Raw genomic sequence first — 17,094 nt, 5'->3', positions numbered from 1 at the left:
ACTGCAACTCTTTGAATGTGAGTGAAGTCCGCTGGAATATAGTTCGTTAAATTTATTGGAAAAAGTAAAATTTAATTCTGGGGGGGGCGTGTGGTCGCTGGTTCGAATCCAGTCACCCCGACAACAGAGAATCAGCCACTTGCAAAAATCTGCAGGTGGCTGATTTCGTTTACTGGAACACAAATGGAACACAAAATCTTTTTTATCTTCGATTTTCTGTTCATGTGTTAAATTCTTGGATACAAATAGGGATTTCTATAACGTGTTTGTTTTTACTATCCTCAAACAAACTTTTTTCGAAGCGGAGATTGCCTCTTTCTGAGGGTGGATTTCATTTTATACTTGCACGGAATTTGTAAATCCTGATATTTGTCTGATTATCATCCTTTGCCACGCAGTTCATCCATTTCGCTTTAGATTTACAACATTGTCTGATCCTCTTTCTGCCTTATTATGATACCATTTTCTATAAAAAATCGTTGCTCATATTCACAATATCCCGTATTGATATAAACGGATCTACCTCCGGAAGCGTATTAAAAATAAATAGGGTCGTTGGCGGATTCATTTTGTCTGTGTATCTTTATCCAGCGAATCCCATGTAAATTCTGACCGCTCATGAAAACGGTAGGGAAGGATATTATCGATGGACTTAATCGGGGCAGCGAACAGGCGTTCGCGGCTCTGTACGATGTCTATTTCTCTTACCTATGCGCCTGTGCGGCGACCTATGTTCCCGATCCGGTGAGTGCCGAAGAGCTTGTCAACGATGTCTTTGTCAATATATGGGAACATCGCGGCCGTTACCGTGCACCCCTGCGCGGATATCTCGTCAATAGCGTCCGGAATGCCTGTATCAGCCATATTCGCTCGCAGTTGTTCCGCCGTCGGCTACGGGAGGGATATGAACGAGAGTTATTGTTGTTTGCTGAACAACAGTGCCTTACTGATGCCCATCCGCTCGAGGTGCTGTCCGCACAGGAAGTAGAGGCACATATCCGGGCTGTCGTCGAGACGCTTCCTGAACGCTGTCGAGCCGTCTTCGAACAATATTTCTACCGGGGAGAGTCTGCCCAAGAGATTGCTGAGAATCTGCAGATCAATCCCGTCACGGTGAGGGTACACATCAAGAATGCCCTCGATCGGCTCCGTATCGAACTGGGACCGTTGCTGACGGTCTATCTTTTCACGACCTTCTTCAAATCCTAATTATCCGTCTGAACAAAAAACGGCGGGTTCTGCTAAACGATGCGGGACCCGCGTGCGTATTTATTGTGCATGCAAACCCTAACAAGATGGAAAAATATTTTGAAGAACTGATTATTGACTACCTGACCGGGAACCTGTCGGACTCGGAAGCTACCCGGTTTCTCGAGTTTGTACACAGCGACGAACAGCACCGCAGGCGCTTCGAGGAGCTGAGCCGCCTTTACGCTCAGTCGCTCATTCCCCGTTTCGAGGCTGATAAGAAGATCCGATACCGTGAGGTGGAACAGCGGATTGCTGCATCCCGCCGCATGCTGACACCTTGGCGGATTCCCAGCTGGATGCGCGTTGCCGCCGCTCTTGTAGCCGGTATCGTATTGGGAGCCGCCTCACTCTTCGTACTCCGTCCCGATGTAGATCCGGGCCTTTGCGAAGTGACAGCCCCGGCAGGCACTCGTTCGCAGATCATGTTGCCCGACAGTTCCCTGGTATGGCTCAATGCCGGCTCCAAACTGATCTATGCCGGCGATTTCGGTCGCAAGAGCCGTCAGGTACGGCTCGAAGGCGAAGGTTATTTCGAGGTTACGCGCAATGCCGGATGTCCTTTCACCGTCCGGACTGACGTGCTGGATATCACGGTGCTGGGAACCTCTTTCAATGTACAGGCCTACGCCGATGCCCGGACCGTCGAGGTCGACCTGCTCAAGGGGAGCGTGGAGGTAGCCGCGGCCGACGGACGCCGCCTTTCGCTCCTTCCTGACCAGCAGGCGCGGTTTGACCGGGCCTCAGGGCTGTTCGAATCCCATCCGGCCGTAACCACGCTGGCGGCGGACTGGGTCAATGGACGCCTGTCGTTTATCAACACGCCGTTCCCGGAGATACTGGAGAAACTTCAGCGCCACTTCAACATCCGTATCGAGGTTCGCAGTGAAAAAGCTGCCCGTGAGTCTTTCTCGGGAAGCATCGACCTGCGCCTCTCGCTCGACGAGATACTCCGTTATATCGACGTGGACCGGAAATATGTCTGGACGACGACCGACGGAACGCTCCGGCTCACGGACCGGAATTGATAACGCATCACAACCTAAACCAATCACAATACAATGAACAAACTCTACCTGAACCTGAAAAATGCCCTGTATCGGCAGTTGCTGCTGGTCGGGTGCCTGCTGTTCTGGGGGCTGCCGGCCGCGGCGCAATCCCGGTCCGATGCCCGGATCACGATTCATGCCGAGGAGCAGCCGGTCGTTCGGATACTCAACCGGATCGGCGAACAAAGCGGCTGTTCGATCATCCTGCGCGACAACGACGTTGATCCGAACCTGAAGGTCTCCCTGCACGTCGACGACGTGACACTCGAGACGGCCATGCGACAACTGTTGTCAGGGACTGACCTGACTTATCAGATCGACGGACGGAAGATTTCTGTCTTTCGTCCCCGGCGATCCGCACCCGCTTCCTCCGCACAGCGGAAAATACAAGGTATCGTGGTCGACGAGCAAAAACGGCCCGTTACCGGGGCGACGATCGTGTTGCCGCAGTTCCCGACGGTGGGAACCACCTCCGCTTCGGACGGCAGTTTCTACCTGCAGCTGCCCGCCGGCGCCGACCGGCTCGAGGTCTCCTATATGGGCTATGAGAAGCAGCAGGTAACTCTTCCGGCCGATTCGGACCGGACGTTGGAGATCGTCCTGAAAGACGATGTCCAGACGTTGGAAAATGTGGTGGTAGTCGGCTATGGCGTTCAGCGTAAAAGCGTCGTCACGGCGGCCATCAGCAGCGTGAAGGGCGACGACCTGAAACGTGTGACGGGCACTCGCATCGATAATGTGCTGAAAGGTATGGTGTCGGGTGTGAACATCACGCAGAGCTCCGGTCAGCCCGGCTCCGGGGTCCGTGTACGCATCCGCGGCGTGGGGACCATCAACGACAGCAATCCGCTCTACATTGTCGACGGGATGCCCGTCAGCAGCAATATCGACTACCTTAATCCGGCCGACATCCTCTCGGTCGAGGTCCTCAAGGACGCCGCGTCGGCTGCCATTTACGGTGCCCGCGGTGCGAATGGCGTCATTCTGGTCACGACCCGTCAGGGTAACAAGGGCCGCACGTCGGTCGATTACTCGTTCTCCTACGGATGGCAGAGCCCCTGGCGTACGAAAGACGTGCTCAACGCCCATGAATACGCTGTGATGATGAACGAGATGAATATGAACAGCGGCCTGTCCCCGATCTACGAGAACCCGGCAGCGCTGGGCAAGGGCACGAATTGGCAGAAGGAACTCTTCAACTACAATGCGCCTGTCGTGGAGCATCAGGCCAGCGTCAGCGGCGGCAACGATAAGGTAAACTACTACCTGTCGTTCGGTTATCTGTATAACGAAGGTATCATTGGCGGTGATGTCAACCGGTCGAACTATGACCGTTATAGCGTCCGGGCCAATACGAACTATACCCTTTTCGAGAAACCCGACCAACGCTTTTTCCGTTCGGCGCGCGCTGGTGTCAACATGGCCTATTCGCGCACCGTGTCGCGCAGCATCGGTGAGAACAGCGAACGCGGCAGCGTGCTGGGCAGTGCCGTTTCGATGTCCCCGATCATGGGAGTTTATGCCGACAACCCCGAGGAGGTGCTCAACGAGCATCCTACGGCCGTGACTGATTTTTCGGGCCGGGTCTTTGCCATCGCAGGCGACAATTTCGGCAACATGGTCAACCCGATTGCCCAGCTGCACCTGCCGGGCGACAAGTCCGCCGCTGACAAACTGATCGGCAATATCTGGGGCGAGATTGAGCTCTATAAAGGACTGAAATTTAAATCATCCTACGGCACGGAACTGGTCTTCAGCAGCAACGACGGTTATCAGATGCCCTATTATCTGGGGCGTTATACTTATGCCGACCGTTCGTCGGTCTGGTCGAGTATGGAACGGCTCTTCACATGGCAGGTCGAAAACACGCTGACCTACGATTGTGTGCTGGGCGAACGGCATCGGTTGACGGTTCTGTTGGGCCAGTCGGCGCAGTCTTCGCATTCACAGAATGTCGGCGGTTCGAGTTATGACATCAGCGACCCCTCGCAGCCGTGGATCGACACGACCGAATCTGACGACAATTCGCGCAGTGCCTGGGGAGCGCCCTCGCCCGACCACCGGCTGCTGTCATGGTTCGGGCGCGTGAGTTACAATTACGACGAACGTTATATGGCCGAGTTTACGCTTCGTCGTGACGGATCGTCGAATTTCGGCCCGGCGCATAAATGGGCTACCTTCCCGTCGGTTTCGCTGGGATGGAACCTCACCAACGAAGCCTTCATGGCCAACCGCTCGAAGGCCCTCTCCTCGCTGAAGCTTCGCGCCAGCTGGGGATTGAACGGTAACGAGTCGATCGGTGCGTTCCACTACATTTCAACCGTGACAGGTGGTACCGACTACATCCTCGGCCCCGGAGGACTGAATACATTAGCCCCCGGTGCTACGCCGAGCGGCTATCCGAATGACGGCCTGAAATGGGAAGAGTCCGAGCAGTTCGATGTGGGTATCGACGCCACGTTCTTTAACAGCCGGCTGTCGCTGACGGTGGACTATTTCAACAAGCGTACAAACGGTATGCTGATGACCATTCCGTTGCCGCAATACATCGGTAATTCCCGGCCCTACGGTAATGTGGGCGACATGAAAAATAGCGGTGTGGAGATCGACCTCCGCTACCGTTTCCATGTGTCGAAAGTCTCGTTCGACATCGGTGGCAATGCCACTTATATCCGCAACCGGCTGATCCGCCTGGGCAACCAGAACGGCTGGGCCAATTACGACACCGTGTTGGGCAATATCGGTACCATCACCCGTGCCGAGAACGGTGAGCCGTTCCCCTTCTTCTACGGCATGCGCACGGCGGGCATCTTTCAGACAGCCGACGAAGTCGCTGACTATGTCAACTCCCGGGGCGAAATGCTCCAGCCTGATGCACGCCCGGGCGACGTGAGGTTTGTTGACTGCAATGGCGACGGAGTGATTAACGATGCCGACCGTGTGAAAATCGGCAAGGGTGCCCCCGACTGGACCTTCGGTTTCAACCTTGCAGTAGCTTGGAAAGGCATCGATCTCGGGGCGTTCTTCAACGCCACGGTCGGCAACGACATTTTCGATGCCTCCTACCGGTCGGACTATCCCTATCTCAACATGCCGCGCTATATGCTCGACCGCTGGACGGGGCCCGGCTCTTCGACCCGTATCCCGCGTCTTTCCCGCAATGTCGACGCTACCAATTGGCAGTCATCGGACCTCTATGTGCATGACGGCTCCTTCCTCCGTCTGCGCAGCCTTCAGTTGGGTTATTCATTCCCTTCGGTGCTGCTTCGCAAAGTCCATATTGAACGACTGCGCCTCTGGGTCGGGGCCGAGAATCTCTGGACCCTGACGTCGTACGAGGGCTTCGATCCCGAAATTTCCTCCGGCGGAACTTCGCTGGGCGTCGATCGCGGCGTTTACCCCACGGCACGCATCTTCACCATCGGAGCCAACATCACCTTCTAACCTCAAAACGACGATGAACATGAAACGCATACTGACCATACTGACGGCGCTGACCCTGTCGGCAACCGTCTCCTGTACGTCGGATTTCCTGAATGTGAATCCCACGACGGAAATTCCCGAAAAAGATTATTACGACGACTATGAAACGCTGATGAAAGGATTGATGGCGGCCTATGCACCCCTTCAATGGCCTGATTTCGTCTTCGGCGAATACGGTCCGCTGACATTCGTCTCCGATGTTATGTCGGATGACGTGCGCGTCGGAGGAGCCAACGAAACCGACATTCCCTACCTGCAGCTCATGCGCAAATTCTCCGCGACGCCCAACTATACGCCGTCGGTCCTCTGGGTCGTCTTTTACTCGGGGGTTTACCGCGCCAATACCGTGTTGCAGTACGTCGATACGGCGGAAGGCATGTCGGGTTCGGCCCGCAGCCGAATCAAGGCCGAGGCTTACACCCTGCGTGCCTACTATTATACCTGGTTATGGAAACTCTTCGGCAATGTCCCGTACTACGACCGCAATCCGACGGGACCCGATTATCTGATCGACCAACTTTCGGCCGATGAGGTCTACGCCCGGATTGTGGGCGATCTCGACGCCGCGCTGACGGGCAGCGGGCTTCCTAAGGTCGTGAAGTCTGCCGAACTGGGCCGTTTCACACGCGCTGCTGCACAGATGCTTCGTGCCAATGTGGTCATGTATCAGCAGGATGCATCCCGCTACGGAGCGGTGCTGACCGATATGCGCGAGATCATCGGTTCGGGTCTCTACTCGCTCCGGAGTGATTTTGCAGGCATCTGGTCTGACAACGGCGAATGGGGTTCGGAGTCGATCTTCGAGGTCAACTACACCGATTCGCCCAGCAGCCGTACTTGGGAGAACCCGACGAAAGCCGGCGGCACGGTTTTCCCGACGCTCATTGGAATCAATGGCTATTCGGGTCCTGAATGGGATACGGGCGGCTACGGTTTCGAACCCGTCGAGGAGGCGCTCTACAATTCTTATGAAGGCGACGATACGCGCCGGGACGCCACCATCCTGAACTTTGACAAATACCAGCAGCAGCACCCCGAGGCGACCTACACGCCCCGTTACGACGATACGGGTTATTTTAACCGCAAATACCTGGGACGAGCTGACGGCCACGACAAATATACGGGCAACGCTCCGGAGCTGAATTTCCGTAATAACTACCGCGTATGGCGTTATGCCGAAACGCTGCTGATAGCGTCGGAACTGATCGTGCGCACGAACGGCGACCAGGACGAGGCTGACGATTATTTCAATCAGGTCCGCGCACGGGCCTTCGGCATGAAGGCCGATGATGCGGCCTTTGCGGCCAAGCGGCGCACGGCGACACTCGACAATCTATTGCTGGAGAATCGGCTGGAGTTCGCGCTCGAAGGTCACCGTTTCTGGGATCTCGTGCGTTACGGAAAAGCTGAGGAAGTACTCGGCAGCCGCGGTTACACCGATGCCAAGAAACACCTGCCGATCCCGCAGTCGGAGATCGATCAGGCACACGGCACCTTGAAACAAAATCCCTATTAATCGACTTTCACCATGAAAAAACTACTGATATTACTGTCGTTCACCGTTCTGTGCCTGGCGTGCAGCAAGGCGGAATACAGTCTGGGAGATATTCCCTCGAATGAGAATACCGATTATTCGGTTACCCCGGAAAAAGAGCATCCCAATATTATCCGGTTCCGGTTCAATGAGCAGGGAGTTTCTCCCTTCTGGAAGGTCCGCAAGCCCGACGGTTCTTATGTCGAATCGAGCAGCCGCGATTTCACGCTCCGCTATTACATGAAGGGCGAATACGACGGAACATTGCAGGTCTACGGCGGAGGAGGAGCCAGCGAACCCATTGCTTTCACATTTCGCGTGACGGAAAACGACCCGATTGTCGCCTTGTTGACGGGTTCGGGTGAACAGAAAGTCTGGGAGTGGAATTATTCCGTTGATAACCACTTCGGCGAAGGTTCCAGTTCGACCCGTGTTCCGGACTGGTGGCCCGTGAAAGCCAACGAACTGAAAGATATGAAGATGTATGATGACGAACTGTCGTTCGTTACCGACACTTGGCAATATGTGCTCGATGCCAAAGGTTATGTTTACGCTGACGGTTCGGTTCTCTCTGACCTTGATCCGCAAAATTATCCCGAAGGGGGTATCTACAGTTCTGCAACGATCGCTTACAACCAGCCCGAAGGTCAGAAATGGGCCCTTTACGCAGATGAGGCCGGGACGCTGTGGCTGAGCTTCACCGAAGGCGGATTCCCCTCGTATGCTCCTTATCCCGATGGGCTGGGCGGCGCTTACGAGGTAATGGAACTGACGGAGGAGACGCTGGCGTTGCGGTTCGACACCGGATCGGACAAATACGGCGCCTGGTATTACCGCTTTGTAGTGAAAGGTTCGCAGCCCGATGCCGACCTGCTGGCACTCGAACAGCTGCTGACGACGAAGAGTGACGGAACACAGAAGGTCTGGATATGGGATTATACCCGGGACGGGCATTTCGGCGAAGGAGATCTGGCCTCCCGCGAGCCCGATTGGTGGCCGGCAGGCGCCAACGAAATGCGCAACTACTCGATGTACGACGACGAGCTCTCGTTCCTCGTCGCAGGTAAGGCGTATGAACTGGCGGCGAACGGCTATGTCTACTGCGATGCCGGTGCTCGTGCTGCTATGGGCTTCGAGGACGGTCCTACGGGCGATGTTGCCTATACGCAGCCCGAGGGACAGACTTGGAAAATCGAAATGCGCGAGGGCGTACCCTATCTGAAATTCTCGGAAATGGCATTCCCGAGTGCTGTTTGCCATCCGTCGGCGCTGGGTGGCAGTTTTGAGATACTCTCACTGACGGCTGATGAACTCTATCTGCGTCTGGCGACTGATGTGGATGCGTGGTATTTCCGTTTCGTTCCGAAGCCCGAAGCGGAGCCCGAACCCGAACCCTCTGAACTGGAAAAGTTGCTGACAACCTCGGCGGACGGTTCGCAGAAAGTCTGGGTCTGGGATTACGCTCGTGACGGTTATTTCGGAGAGGGCGATCTTTCGGCCCGTGATCCGAACTGGTGGGCTCCTTCCGTGGACGAGATGAGCATTTATTCGATGTTTGACGACGAACTGATCTTCCGCTTCGAGGGCAATGCCTATGAATTGTCGGCGAATGGGGCGGTCTATTGCGATAGGAGCGCTCGTGAGGCCATGGGCCTCGAAGCAGGCAAAACGGGCGACATCGATTACACTCAACCCGAAGGGCAAACATGGAAGATCGAGGACCGCAACGGCACATCCTATTTGGTATTTTCCGAGATGGCGTTTCCCAGCGCTATCTGTCATCCATCGGCGTTGGGCGGCAGTTTCGAGATCATGGCCTTGACGGCCGACGAACTCTATCTGCGCTTGGCGACGGATGTGGATGCCTGGTATTTCCGTTTTACCGTGAAAAAATAACCGAAAACGACCTGAAACGATGAAAAAGATGATTTGGATGATAAGTCTGCTGTGCATGGCCACGGCAACGGGATGCATGCAGGACGACCCGACCTATTTCCAGAAACCCGACTGGTGGGTTGACGGCGAACAGGACGAGGAAGGCGACGGCGAATACCGTCTGGTCTGGTCCGAGGAGTTCGACGAGGAACCCGCTGCCGGGGCAGAATATGCCCAGCCGGGTGAAAAATGGCGGTTTGAAACCGGCGGTTCGGGCTGGGGCAACAACGAGGAACAGTATTATGTCGACCGCGTGCACGGGGACTATGCCGTGACCAAAGTCCGCGACGGAATGCTGACCATTACGGCTTACAAGCCGGAAACGCCTGTCGGAGGCAAGAAGTATATCTCGGCTCGTATGAGTAGCCGCCAGTCGTGGACCTATGGCAAATTCGAGATGCGGGCCAAACTCCCGGCGGGCCGGGGCGTATGGCCGGCGTTTTGGATGCTGCCGGTCACCCATTCCGACGACAACCTGCTCGACGGAGAGATCGATATCATGGAATATGTGGGCTACGAGCCCGGTATCGTGTGGTTCTCGGTGCATAATAAAAAGGACCGCACGGAGGACGGTAAGAATAAGTTGACGACGAGTTATGTGCTGAAAGCCCCCGAAACGGAATTCCATGTTTACGGTATGGAGTGGACGCCGGATTATATCCAGGCCTACATCGACGGCGTGCCTTACTACACATTCCGCAACGACGGCTCGGGCAGCGCTGAGAGTTGGCCTTTCGACAAGGCGTTCTACCTGAAGCTCAACATTGCCGTCGGCGGTGACTGGGGTGGCTACGAGGGGATTGACGACTCGATCTTCCCGGCGGAATATGTCATCGATTATGTACGGGTCTATCAACGGTAAACGATGAAAAAGAATTTGTTATTCAGCCTTTCGGGGCTTTGTTGTCTGCTGATCCAGAGTAACTGTGTATCGGTTAGGCCTGAGGAGCCTCTGCTTCTCAGGTGGACCGTCGCTCCCGGCGATGACGGATGGGAGCATGCACTCACACTCGTAAATCGAGGGAACGAACCGCTTGAGGGTGCGTGGAGTATCTATTACGGTTCCATCGCCCCTGCGCTCTGGGCTCCGGAAGGTGCTTCTGTCGGCGTGGAGCAGGTCTGCGGGTCCCACCATAGGTTGTTCGCTATGGAACCTTATGTTGCTATTGCCCCCGGTGACTCCCTGCGGGTCACGCTGTCGGGCGATTATATCGACATGCACTCGTTCTATCCCGAGGGAGCCTATATCGTTCGCCGAGCGGCTGACGGAAGCGAAATGCAGCCCTGTGATGTCGATTTGCAGTTCGTGCCTTATCATGACCGTCGGGCGCAGGCCGCAGACGGAGCCTATCCCACGGCGGAACGGCTTTATGCGGCCAATGCGTACCTTTCCGATCCCGGACCGCTCGGGCCCTACGATATTATCCCCTCGCTGAAATCCGTGATCCTTCGCAGTGGCGGCTGTACGGTGGGCCCTACCGTGGCGATCGCGGCGGACGAAGGGCTTGATGGCGAAGCGGCCCTGCTGTACGAACTTCTGCGGGAGTGTTGCCGTTGTGATTCGGCTGCCGGCGGGACCCCGGTTCGGCTGGGGCTCGATCCGTCGATCGACGGCCCCGGGGAGGCTTACCGGATGGAGTTCTCGGAGGAAGGGGTTACGCTGGCCGGGAAAAGCTCCCATGGGGTACACAATGCCGTGCAGAGCCTGCTGGCCATTCTGGCAAACAAGGAACTGCCGATGACGCTTCCTGCCGCTTCGGTCATGGACTATCCCGATTTGGAATACCGGGGGCTGCATTTTGACGTGGCGCGCAATTTCACTCCCAAGGAGGATATTTTCCGCCTGATAGACCTGCTGTCGCTTTACAAGATGAACGTCCTGCACCTGCACCTGACCGATGACGAGGGTTGGCGGCTGGAAATTCCGGGGCTCGAAGAACTGACCGAGGTCGGGGCGCGGCGCGGGCATACGCTGACCGAGAACGACCGCCTTTATCCGCTCTATGGTAGCGGCTGGAACCCCGACGCCGGAGCACCCGGCAGCGGTTACTATACCTGCGAAGATTTCGGGGAGATTTTGCGCTATGCTGCCCGGCACCACATTCGCGTTATTCCCGAGATCGACATTCCGGGCCATTCACGGGCTGCCATTAAAGCGATGGACGCCCGTTATGCCCGCTATATCTCCACCGATCCCGACCGGGCGCGCGAATACCTGCTGACCGACTCATGCGACACCTCCGTCTACCGTTCGGCACAGGAGTATACCGACAATGTAATGAATATCGCCATGCCCTCGGCTTACCGTTTCGTCCGCAAGGTCCTTGGCGAACTGCGCCGGATGTACGAGAAGGCCGGAGTCGAACTTTCCGTCGTGCACATCGGTGGTGACGAGGTCCCCCGGGGAGCCTGGAGCGGTTCGCCGATATGCCGGGAGTTCATGGACCGGAACGGGCTTGCCGACACCCACGCGCTGAAAGATCATTTCGTGCGTTGGCTCTACGGGGAGCTTGACGCCAAAGGTATCCGACTGGCTGGCTGGCAGGAGATCGTCATGCTCCCTGACGGACGACATGTAAACCGGGAATTGCCGGGACGGCGGATCTTGAGCTACGGTTGGAACACGCAGCCGGGCGAGGGGTTCGACGAAGTGCCCTATGCGCTGGCCAATGCCGGCTATCCGGTGGTTCTTTGTAATGTTACGAACCTCTATCTCGACTTGGCATACAACAAACACCACATGGAGCCCGGTCACCGCTGGGGCGGTTATGTCGATGCCCGCTCGACTTTCGACATGTTGCCTTACGACATATACAGGTCGGTGCGTACGCATCCGGACGGGTCGCCGGTCGACCTGATCTCCGTATCATCCGGTAAGGAATCCCTCTCGCCGGATGCCCGCCGCAATATCGTAGGTATTCAGGGGCAGCTTTGGGCCGAGACGATCCGCAATTTCAGCATGGCCGAATACCTGCTCTTCCCGAAGATCTGCGGATTGGCCGAACGGGCATGGAATGCGAGTCCCGCTTGGAGCGAGGACCCCGACGGTGCAGAGTATGGGCAGGCGCTTCGGCGTTATAATGCCCGGATCGCTGCGGTCGAAATGCCGCGACTGGCCTCTTTGGGTGTAAATTTCCGGGTTTCACCGCCGGGATTGAAACTGCAGGACGGTATGCTGCGTGCCAACTCGGCTGAACCCGGTGCAACGATCCGCTATACGCTCGACGGCAGTGAACCGACCGAGGCATCTGCCCGATGGACTGCTCCCGTTGCCTGCAAGACCTCTGCTGTGAAGGCTCGTGCCTATTACTGCGGCCGTGCAAGCGTCATATCGGAATTGTCAAACGATTAAGAACCAGCTATGAAATACGCTTTTATTGTAGTAGCAACTTTGCTTTGTGTCGTATTGTCTACTGGCTGCGGCGGCGTTCAGCAGCCGGGGAGCGATGTGGCCGTCTACCTCGACGAGTCGCAGCCGCTTGAAAAACGGGTGGAGGACGCCCTCTCGCGCATGACCCTCGAAGAGAAGGTGGCCATCCTGCATGCGCAGTCCAAATTCTCCTCGGCGGGCGTTCCGCGTCTGGGTATCCCCGAGGTGTGGTGTACCGACGGTCCCCACGGCATCCGCCCCGAGGTGCTGTGGGACGAATGGGATCAGGCGGGCTGGACGAACGACTCCTGCACGGCATTCCCGGCCCTGACGTGCCTCGCCGCGACGTGGAATCCCGAGATGTCGGCCCTCTACGGGCAGTCCATCGGCGAGGAGGCCCGCTACCGCGAGAAGGACATCCTGCTGGGTCCCGGCGTGAACATCTACCGCACGCCGCTCAACGGCCGCAATTTCGAGTATATGGGCGAAGATCCGTTCCTCGCTTCGCGGATGGTGGTTCCCTATATTCAGGAGGTGCAGAAGAACGGCGTCGCCGCCTGTGTGAAGCACTTTGCTGTGAATAATCAGGAACAGAACCGATTGTATCACGAGGTTGTGGTCGATGACCGTACACTGCACGAGATCTATCTTCCGGCCTTCAAGGCGGCTGTCGAGGAGGGCGGGGCTTGGGCTATCATGGGCTCCTATAATAAATACAAGGGCCAGCATTGCTGCCACAACCAATACCTGCTGAACGACATCCTCAAACGCGATTGGGCGTTCGACGGCGTGGTCGTCTCCGACTGGGGCGGCGCACACGATACGAAACAAGCTGCCGAGAACGGATTGGATTTAGAATTTGGTTCATGGACGAACGGGGTCGACTGGTCGCTGGACATTAGCAACGTATATGACAATTATTTTCTTGCAGGACCTTATCTGGAAATGCTCCGTCAGGGCACGGCATCCGTCGAACAGCTCGACGACAAGGCGCGCCGGGTGCTTCGGTTGATTTTCCGCACGGCGATGAATACGCGCAAGCCTTTCGGGTCGCTCAATTCGCCCGAACATCTGGCTGCCGCACGCCGCATTGCGGGCGAGGGCATGGTGCTGCTGAAGAACGACGGCGGGGTGCTGCCGATCGACCTCGGGAAAGCCCGGACGATTGCCGTCGTCGGTGAGAACGCCGTCAAGATGATGACCGTGGGCGGCGGTTCCTCGTCGCTCAAGGTGCGGCACGAATATACGCCGCTCGAGGGTATCCGTGCCGCCGTGGACGACAAGGCCGAGGTGATTTACGAGCGTGGTTATGTCGGTGACGTGACGGGCAACTACAACGGCGTGAAGACCGGTCAGGACCTGAGCGAGAGCCGTTCCGAGGAGCAGCTCATTGCCGATGCCGTGGCCGCGGCTCGCAAGGCCGACGCCGTGATTTTTGTCGGCGGGCTGAACAAGAGCCGGCATCAGGACAGTGAACAGGTGGATCGATTGGAATATGGACTGCCATACGGTCAGGATAAAGTGATCGAAGCATTGGCCGAGGCCAATCCCAATCTGGCGGTGGTGATCGTCTCGGGCAACGCCGTTGCGATGCCGTGGATCGACCGCGTTCCGGCCGTTCTGGAGGCTTGGTTCTCGGGCTCGGAGGCGGGCAATGCGCTGGCCGACGTGGTGTTCGGGGCTGTGAATCCCTCGGGCAAACTGCCCTTTACGTTCCCCGTGCGGCTGGAGGACAACAGCGCCCATGCGCTGGGCGAATACCCCGGCACGGACAAGGTCACCTATAACGAGGGCATCTTCGTGGGTTATCGCTGGCACGACAAGGAACAGCTCAAGCCGCTGTTCGCCTTCGGCCACGGCCTGAGCTATACGACGTTCGACATCGCCAACGTGAAGGCCGACCGTTCGACGCTTTCGGGCAAAGGCCGCATCCGTATCTCGGCTGATGTGACCAACACGGGTTCGCGTCCGGGTGCCGAGGTGGTGCAGCTCTATATCGGCGACGAGCAGTCGTCGCTGCCGCGCCCCGTGAAGGAACTGAAAGGGTTCCGGAAAATTTCGCTGAATCCCGGCCAGACGCAGACGGTGACGTTCGACATTACGCCCGATATGCTGCAATACTATGACGCCGCCAAGGGCGCGTGGGTTGCCGAACCGGGCACGTTTACGGCCTATGTGGGAGCCGCTTCGGACAATATCCGCGGCACGGCGGGATTCGAACTGAAATGACTTTAACTTTCTTTAAAATACTATTGTTATATTCCGGGGTATACTAGTTGTTTCTTTCATTTTTCGGGAGGTATTTCCGAGCTGAAAAAATCAGGATATAGAATTGCTCCATTGCAAAACTCTGCCTATAAGCTGCAGAGTTTTTTGTATCTTTACCGGAAATTGATTTCGATGTCATCCAATCTCTTTCACCGCTATATCTGGCTGGCCGATACGATCTATCGTGCCGGACGCATTACCTTCGCCGAACTCAACCGCCGTTGGCTGCGCAACAGCATGTCCGAAGGCAAGCCGATCCCATTGCGGACCTTCCACAAGCATCGGGAAGCCGTCGAGGAGTTTTTCGATATACGCATCGCTTGTTACAAGCCGACCAACGAATACTATATCGAAAACAAGTCAGAACTGGTCGAGAACGATGTCTCCCGTTGGTTGTTGAACAGTTTCTCGGCCAGCAATATGGTCCATGAGAACAAGAGTATCCGCAATCGTATTCTTATCGAAGATGTACCGTCGGCTTTGCAACACCTGACCGATATTCTTGAGGCCATGCGCGAGAACCGGGTACTGGAGATCGAATATCATCCGTTTTACTTGGAAGAGTCCCAGCATATACAACTGCTACCCTATTTTGTGAAGCTCTACGAACGGCGATGGTATGTATATGGTCCGACCCAAGAGAACCAGCAAATAAAGGTCTATGCTCTGGACCGGATTCAGCGACTCGCGATTTCCGGGCAGACATTTCGCATGCCCAAAGGTTTCTCGGCCGAGGAGCATCTGGCAACCTCCATCGGCATCACGACCTATCCGGATATTCCGCCGCGTCGTATCGTAATAAAATGCACCGGAGAGCAGCCGCAATACCTGCGGGCATTGCCGTTGCACCATTCACAGGAGGAGGCAGAACAGCATGACGGATGGTCGCTGTTCAGCTACTACCTGGCCCCGACCAATGAATTCTACCGCAAAATACTTGCACACCGGGAATTCATGGAGATCGTCTCGCCCGAAGTGGGGTTCTATGTTTGTCCCCCGAAAACGATCTTTGGACAAACTGCAACAACCCCTTAACCTGATTTTGCTTAAAGAAAAAAAACCGGACTCAGAATCCCCGGTTGCGAAGCCACTCGCCCATAAAGCGGTCGTAAACAATATAACCGGCCTCGGTTTTATAGACCATCTCGCTGCTTACCAGTTTCTTGATGGCGCTGTTTACGCTGCTGGCAGCCTTGAGCCTATGCCTGGCGATAAAATCGCCGGAAAGAATCTCCTTCACGCATCCTTCCGACGCAATGGCCTTAAGCAGGCGGACGCTTCCGGCAGGGTAGGCCTTGAGCAGATTCTCGTAGACATAAGTAGATTCTTCGATGATTTCCGCGACGGCATAAGCTGCCAGCTTCTTGTCGATGACAGCCGAATAACCGTACAGGCGATTCAAAATGCTTTGGATATACCATGTATGCCCGTCGAAACGATCATAAATCGTATCGAAGGTCGAACGCGTGAGTTCGCGGTGTTGTAATGCGAAAAAGCCGGCGGCGAAATCATAATAGGCATTTCGTTCGATCTGATCTATGGAGAAGGTCTGCGTACTTTGGTAGAAGGGCTTTTTTGCCGACAGGAACATCTCCTGCATGACGTGTTGCTTGCTTCCGGCAAAGATGAAATTCACATTTGGTATAAACTGAATATAGGAGCGTAGCAACGCTTCAACCCCCTTTTCAGGATATTCGGTGATCTGCTGAAACTCGTCGATGGCGATATAACAACGCCTGTCGGAAGATTTCAGGTAGTCGAAGATCTCCTTCAGGGTCGCCTCTTCCGTGGCCGGAGCGATTTCGATGGTTACTTTCGGTTGTCCGGTCAGTTCGTCGAACATAAAGACCGGACGACAGCTCTTGATGAACTGCGCTACGCGGCTCAGGGCTTTCTGCGGAGCGGAGTCCAATTGGCCTAGTACGGTAGTGGCGAAAAGACGCACGAAATCGCCGAGGTTCTGTGTCGAATAGATGTCCATGTAGAGCGTTACAATATCCGCCTGCTGCTCTTTGAGCCGATGGAAAACATGCTTGATAAGCCCGGTCTTACCCATACGCCGTGGAGCGATCAACGTGATGTTGCGTCCGTTATAAAGGGCGTCAGTGATTGTCTGCGTCTCCTTTACACGATTGCAGAAGTATTCAGGACTGTAATAGCCTGAAATGAGAAATGGATTGTTCGGCTTCATATTATTACGCTTTATT

10 protein-coding genes are annotated in these 17,094 nt (G+C 55.8%); 9 read left to right on the top strand and 1 reads right to left on the bottom strand.

Annotated elements, in window-relative coordinates; all coding sequences use genetic code 11:
- Positions 1–618 precede the first annotated feature (618 nt).
- From BN5935_RS02415 to BN5935_RS02375, 9 genes are all read left to right on the top strand, one after another.
- On the top strand, positions 619–1,209 hold the full coding sequence (locus BN5935_RS02415) for an RNA polymerase sigma-70 factor (RefSeq protein ID WP_064974687.1): 591 nt from the start codon (positions 619–621) through the stop codon (positions 1,207–1,209).
- An 86-nt stretch (positions 1,210–1,295) separates the two neighbouring features.
- Positions 1,296–2,276, top strand: coding sequence for a FecR family protein (locus BN5935_RS02410; protein WP_064974686.1), 981 nt, complete (start codon positions 1,296–1,298; stop codon positions 2,274–2,276).
- A gap of 33 nt (positions 2,277–2,309) precedes the next feature.
- On the top strand, positions 2,310–5,741 hold the full coding sequence (locus BN5935_RS02405) for a TonB-dependent receptor (protein ID WP_082943996.1): 3,432 nt from the start codon (positions 2,310–2,312) through the stop codon (positions 5,739–5,741).
- 19 nt (positions 5,742–5,760) lie between these two features.
- Entirely contained in the window at positions 5,761–7,296 is a 1,536-nt protein-coding gene (locus tag BN5935_RS02400) for a RagB/SusD family nutrient uptake outer membrane protein (RefSeq protein ID WP_064976803.1), read from the top strand.
- A gap of 12 nt (positions 7,297–7,308) precedes the next feature.
- Positions 7,309–9,210, top strand: coding sequence for a hypothetical protein (locus BN5935_RS02395; protein WP_064974685.1), 1,902 nt, complete (start codon positions 7,309–7,311; stop codon positions 9,208–9,210).
- 19 nt (positions 9,211–9,229) lie between these two features.
- Positions 9,230–10,111: a glycoside hydrolase family 16 protein gene (locus BN5935_RS02390; RefSeq protein ID WP_064974684.1), complete on the top strand. Its 882-nt coding sequence runs from the start codon at positions 9,230–9,232 to the stop codon at positions 10,109–10,111.
- Positions 10,112–10,114: 3 nt separating this feature from the next.
- Positions 10,115–12,601, top strand: coding sequence for a family 20 glycosylhydrolase (locus tag BN5935_RS02385; protein ID WP_064974683.1), 2,487 nt, complete (start codon positions 10,115–10,117; stop codon positions 12,599–12,601).
- Between the two features lie 9 nt (positions 12,602–12,610).
- Positions 12,611–14,848: a glycoside hydrolase family 3 C-terminal domain-containing protein gene (locus tag BN5935_RS02380; protein ID WP_064974682.1), complete on the top strand. Its 2,238-nt coding sequence runs from the start codon at positions 12,611–12,613 to the stop codon at positions 14,846–14,848.
- A 171-nt stretch (positions 14,849–15,019) separates the two neighbouring features.
- Positions 15,020–15,922 carry a WYL domain-containing protein gene (locus BN5935_RS02375; protein WP_064976802.1) on the top strand — a complete coding sequence of 301 codons (903 nt, stop codon included), beginning with the start codon at positions 15,020–15,022 and terminating at the stop codon, positions 15,920–15,922.
- A gap of 31 nt (positions 15,923–15,953) precedes the next feature.
- Here BN5935_RS02375 and BN5935_RS02370 read toward each other — a convergent pair whose 3' ends face one another.
- Positions 15,954–17,078 (bottom strand): AAA family ATPase, encoded by a 1,125-nt coding sequence (locus tag BN5935_RS02370; protein WP_064974681.1) that lies wholly within the window; start codon positions 17,076–17,078, stop codon positions 15,954–15,956.
- Between the last annotated feature and the right edge of the window lie 16 nt (positions 17,079–17,094).

Source organism: Alistipes provencensis (assembly GCF_900083545.1).
Lineage (GTDB): Bacteria > Bacteroidota > Bacteroidia > Bacteroidales > Rikenellaceae > Alistipes > Alistipes provencensis.
This window is presented reverse-complemented; position numbering and strand designations above follow the sequence as displayed.

Bases quoted from the DNA above. Each gene is read 5' to 3' on its own strand.
- BN5935_RS02415 (WP_064974687.1), top strand. From the start codon at position 619: ATGAAAACGGTAGGGAAGGATATTATCGATGGACTTAATCGGGGCAGC.
- BN5935_RS02410 (WP_064974686.1), top strand. From the start codon at position 1,296: ATGGAAAAATATTTTGAAGAACTGATTATTGACTACCTGACCGGGAAC.
- BN5935_RS02405 (WP_082943996.1), top strand. From the start codon at position 2,310: ATGAACAAACTCTACCTGAACCTGAAAAATGCCCTGTATCGGCAGTTG.
- BN5935_RS02400 (WP_064976803.1), top strand. From the start codon at position 5,761: ATGAAACGCATACTGACCATACTGACGGCGCTGACCCTGTCGGCAACC.
- BN5935_RS02395 (WP_064974685.1), top strand. From the start codon at position 7,309: ATGAAAAAACTACTGATATTACTGTCGTTCACCGTTCTGTGCCTGGCG.
- BN5935_RS02390 (WP_064974684.1), top strand. From the start codon at position 9,230: ATGAAAAAGATGATTTGGATGATAAGTCTGCTGTGCATGGCCACGGCA.
- BN5935_RS02385 (WP_064974683.1), top strand. From the start codon at position 10,115: ATGAAAAAGAATTTGTTATTCAGCCTTTCGGGGCTTTGTTGTCTGCTG.
- BN5935_RS02380 (WP_064974682.1), top strand. From the start codon at position 12,611: ATGAAATACGCTTTTATTGTAGTAGCAACTTTGCTTTGTGTCGTATTG.
- BN5935_RS02375 (WP_064976802.1), top strand. From the start codon at position 15,020: ATGTCATCCAATCTCTTTCACCGCTATATCTGGCTGGCCGATACGATC.
- BN5935_RS02370 (WP_064974681.1), bottom strand. From the start codon at position 17,078: ATGAAGCCGAACAATCCATTTCTCATTTCAGGCTATTACAGTCCTGAA.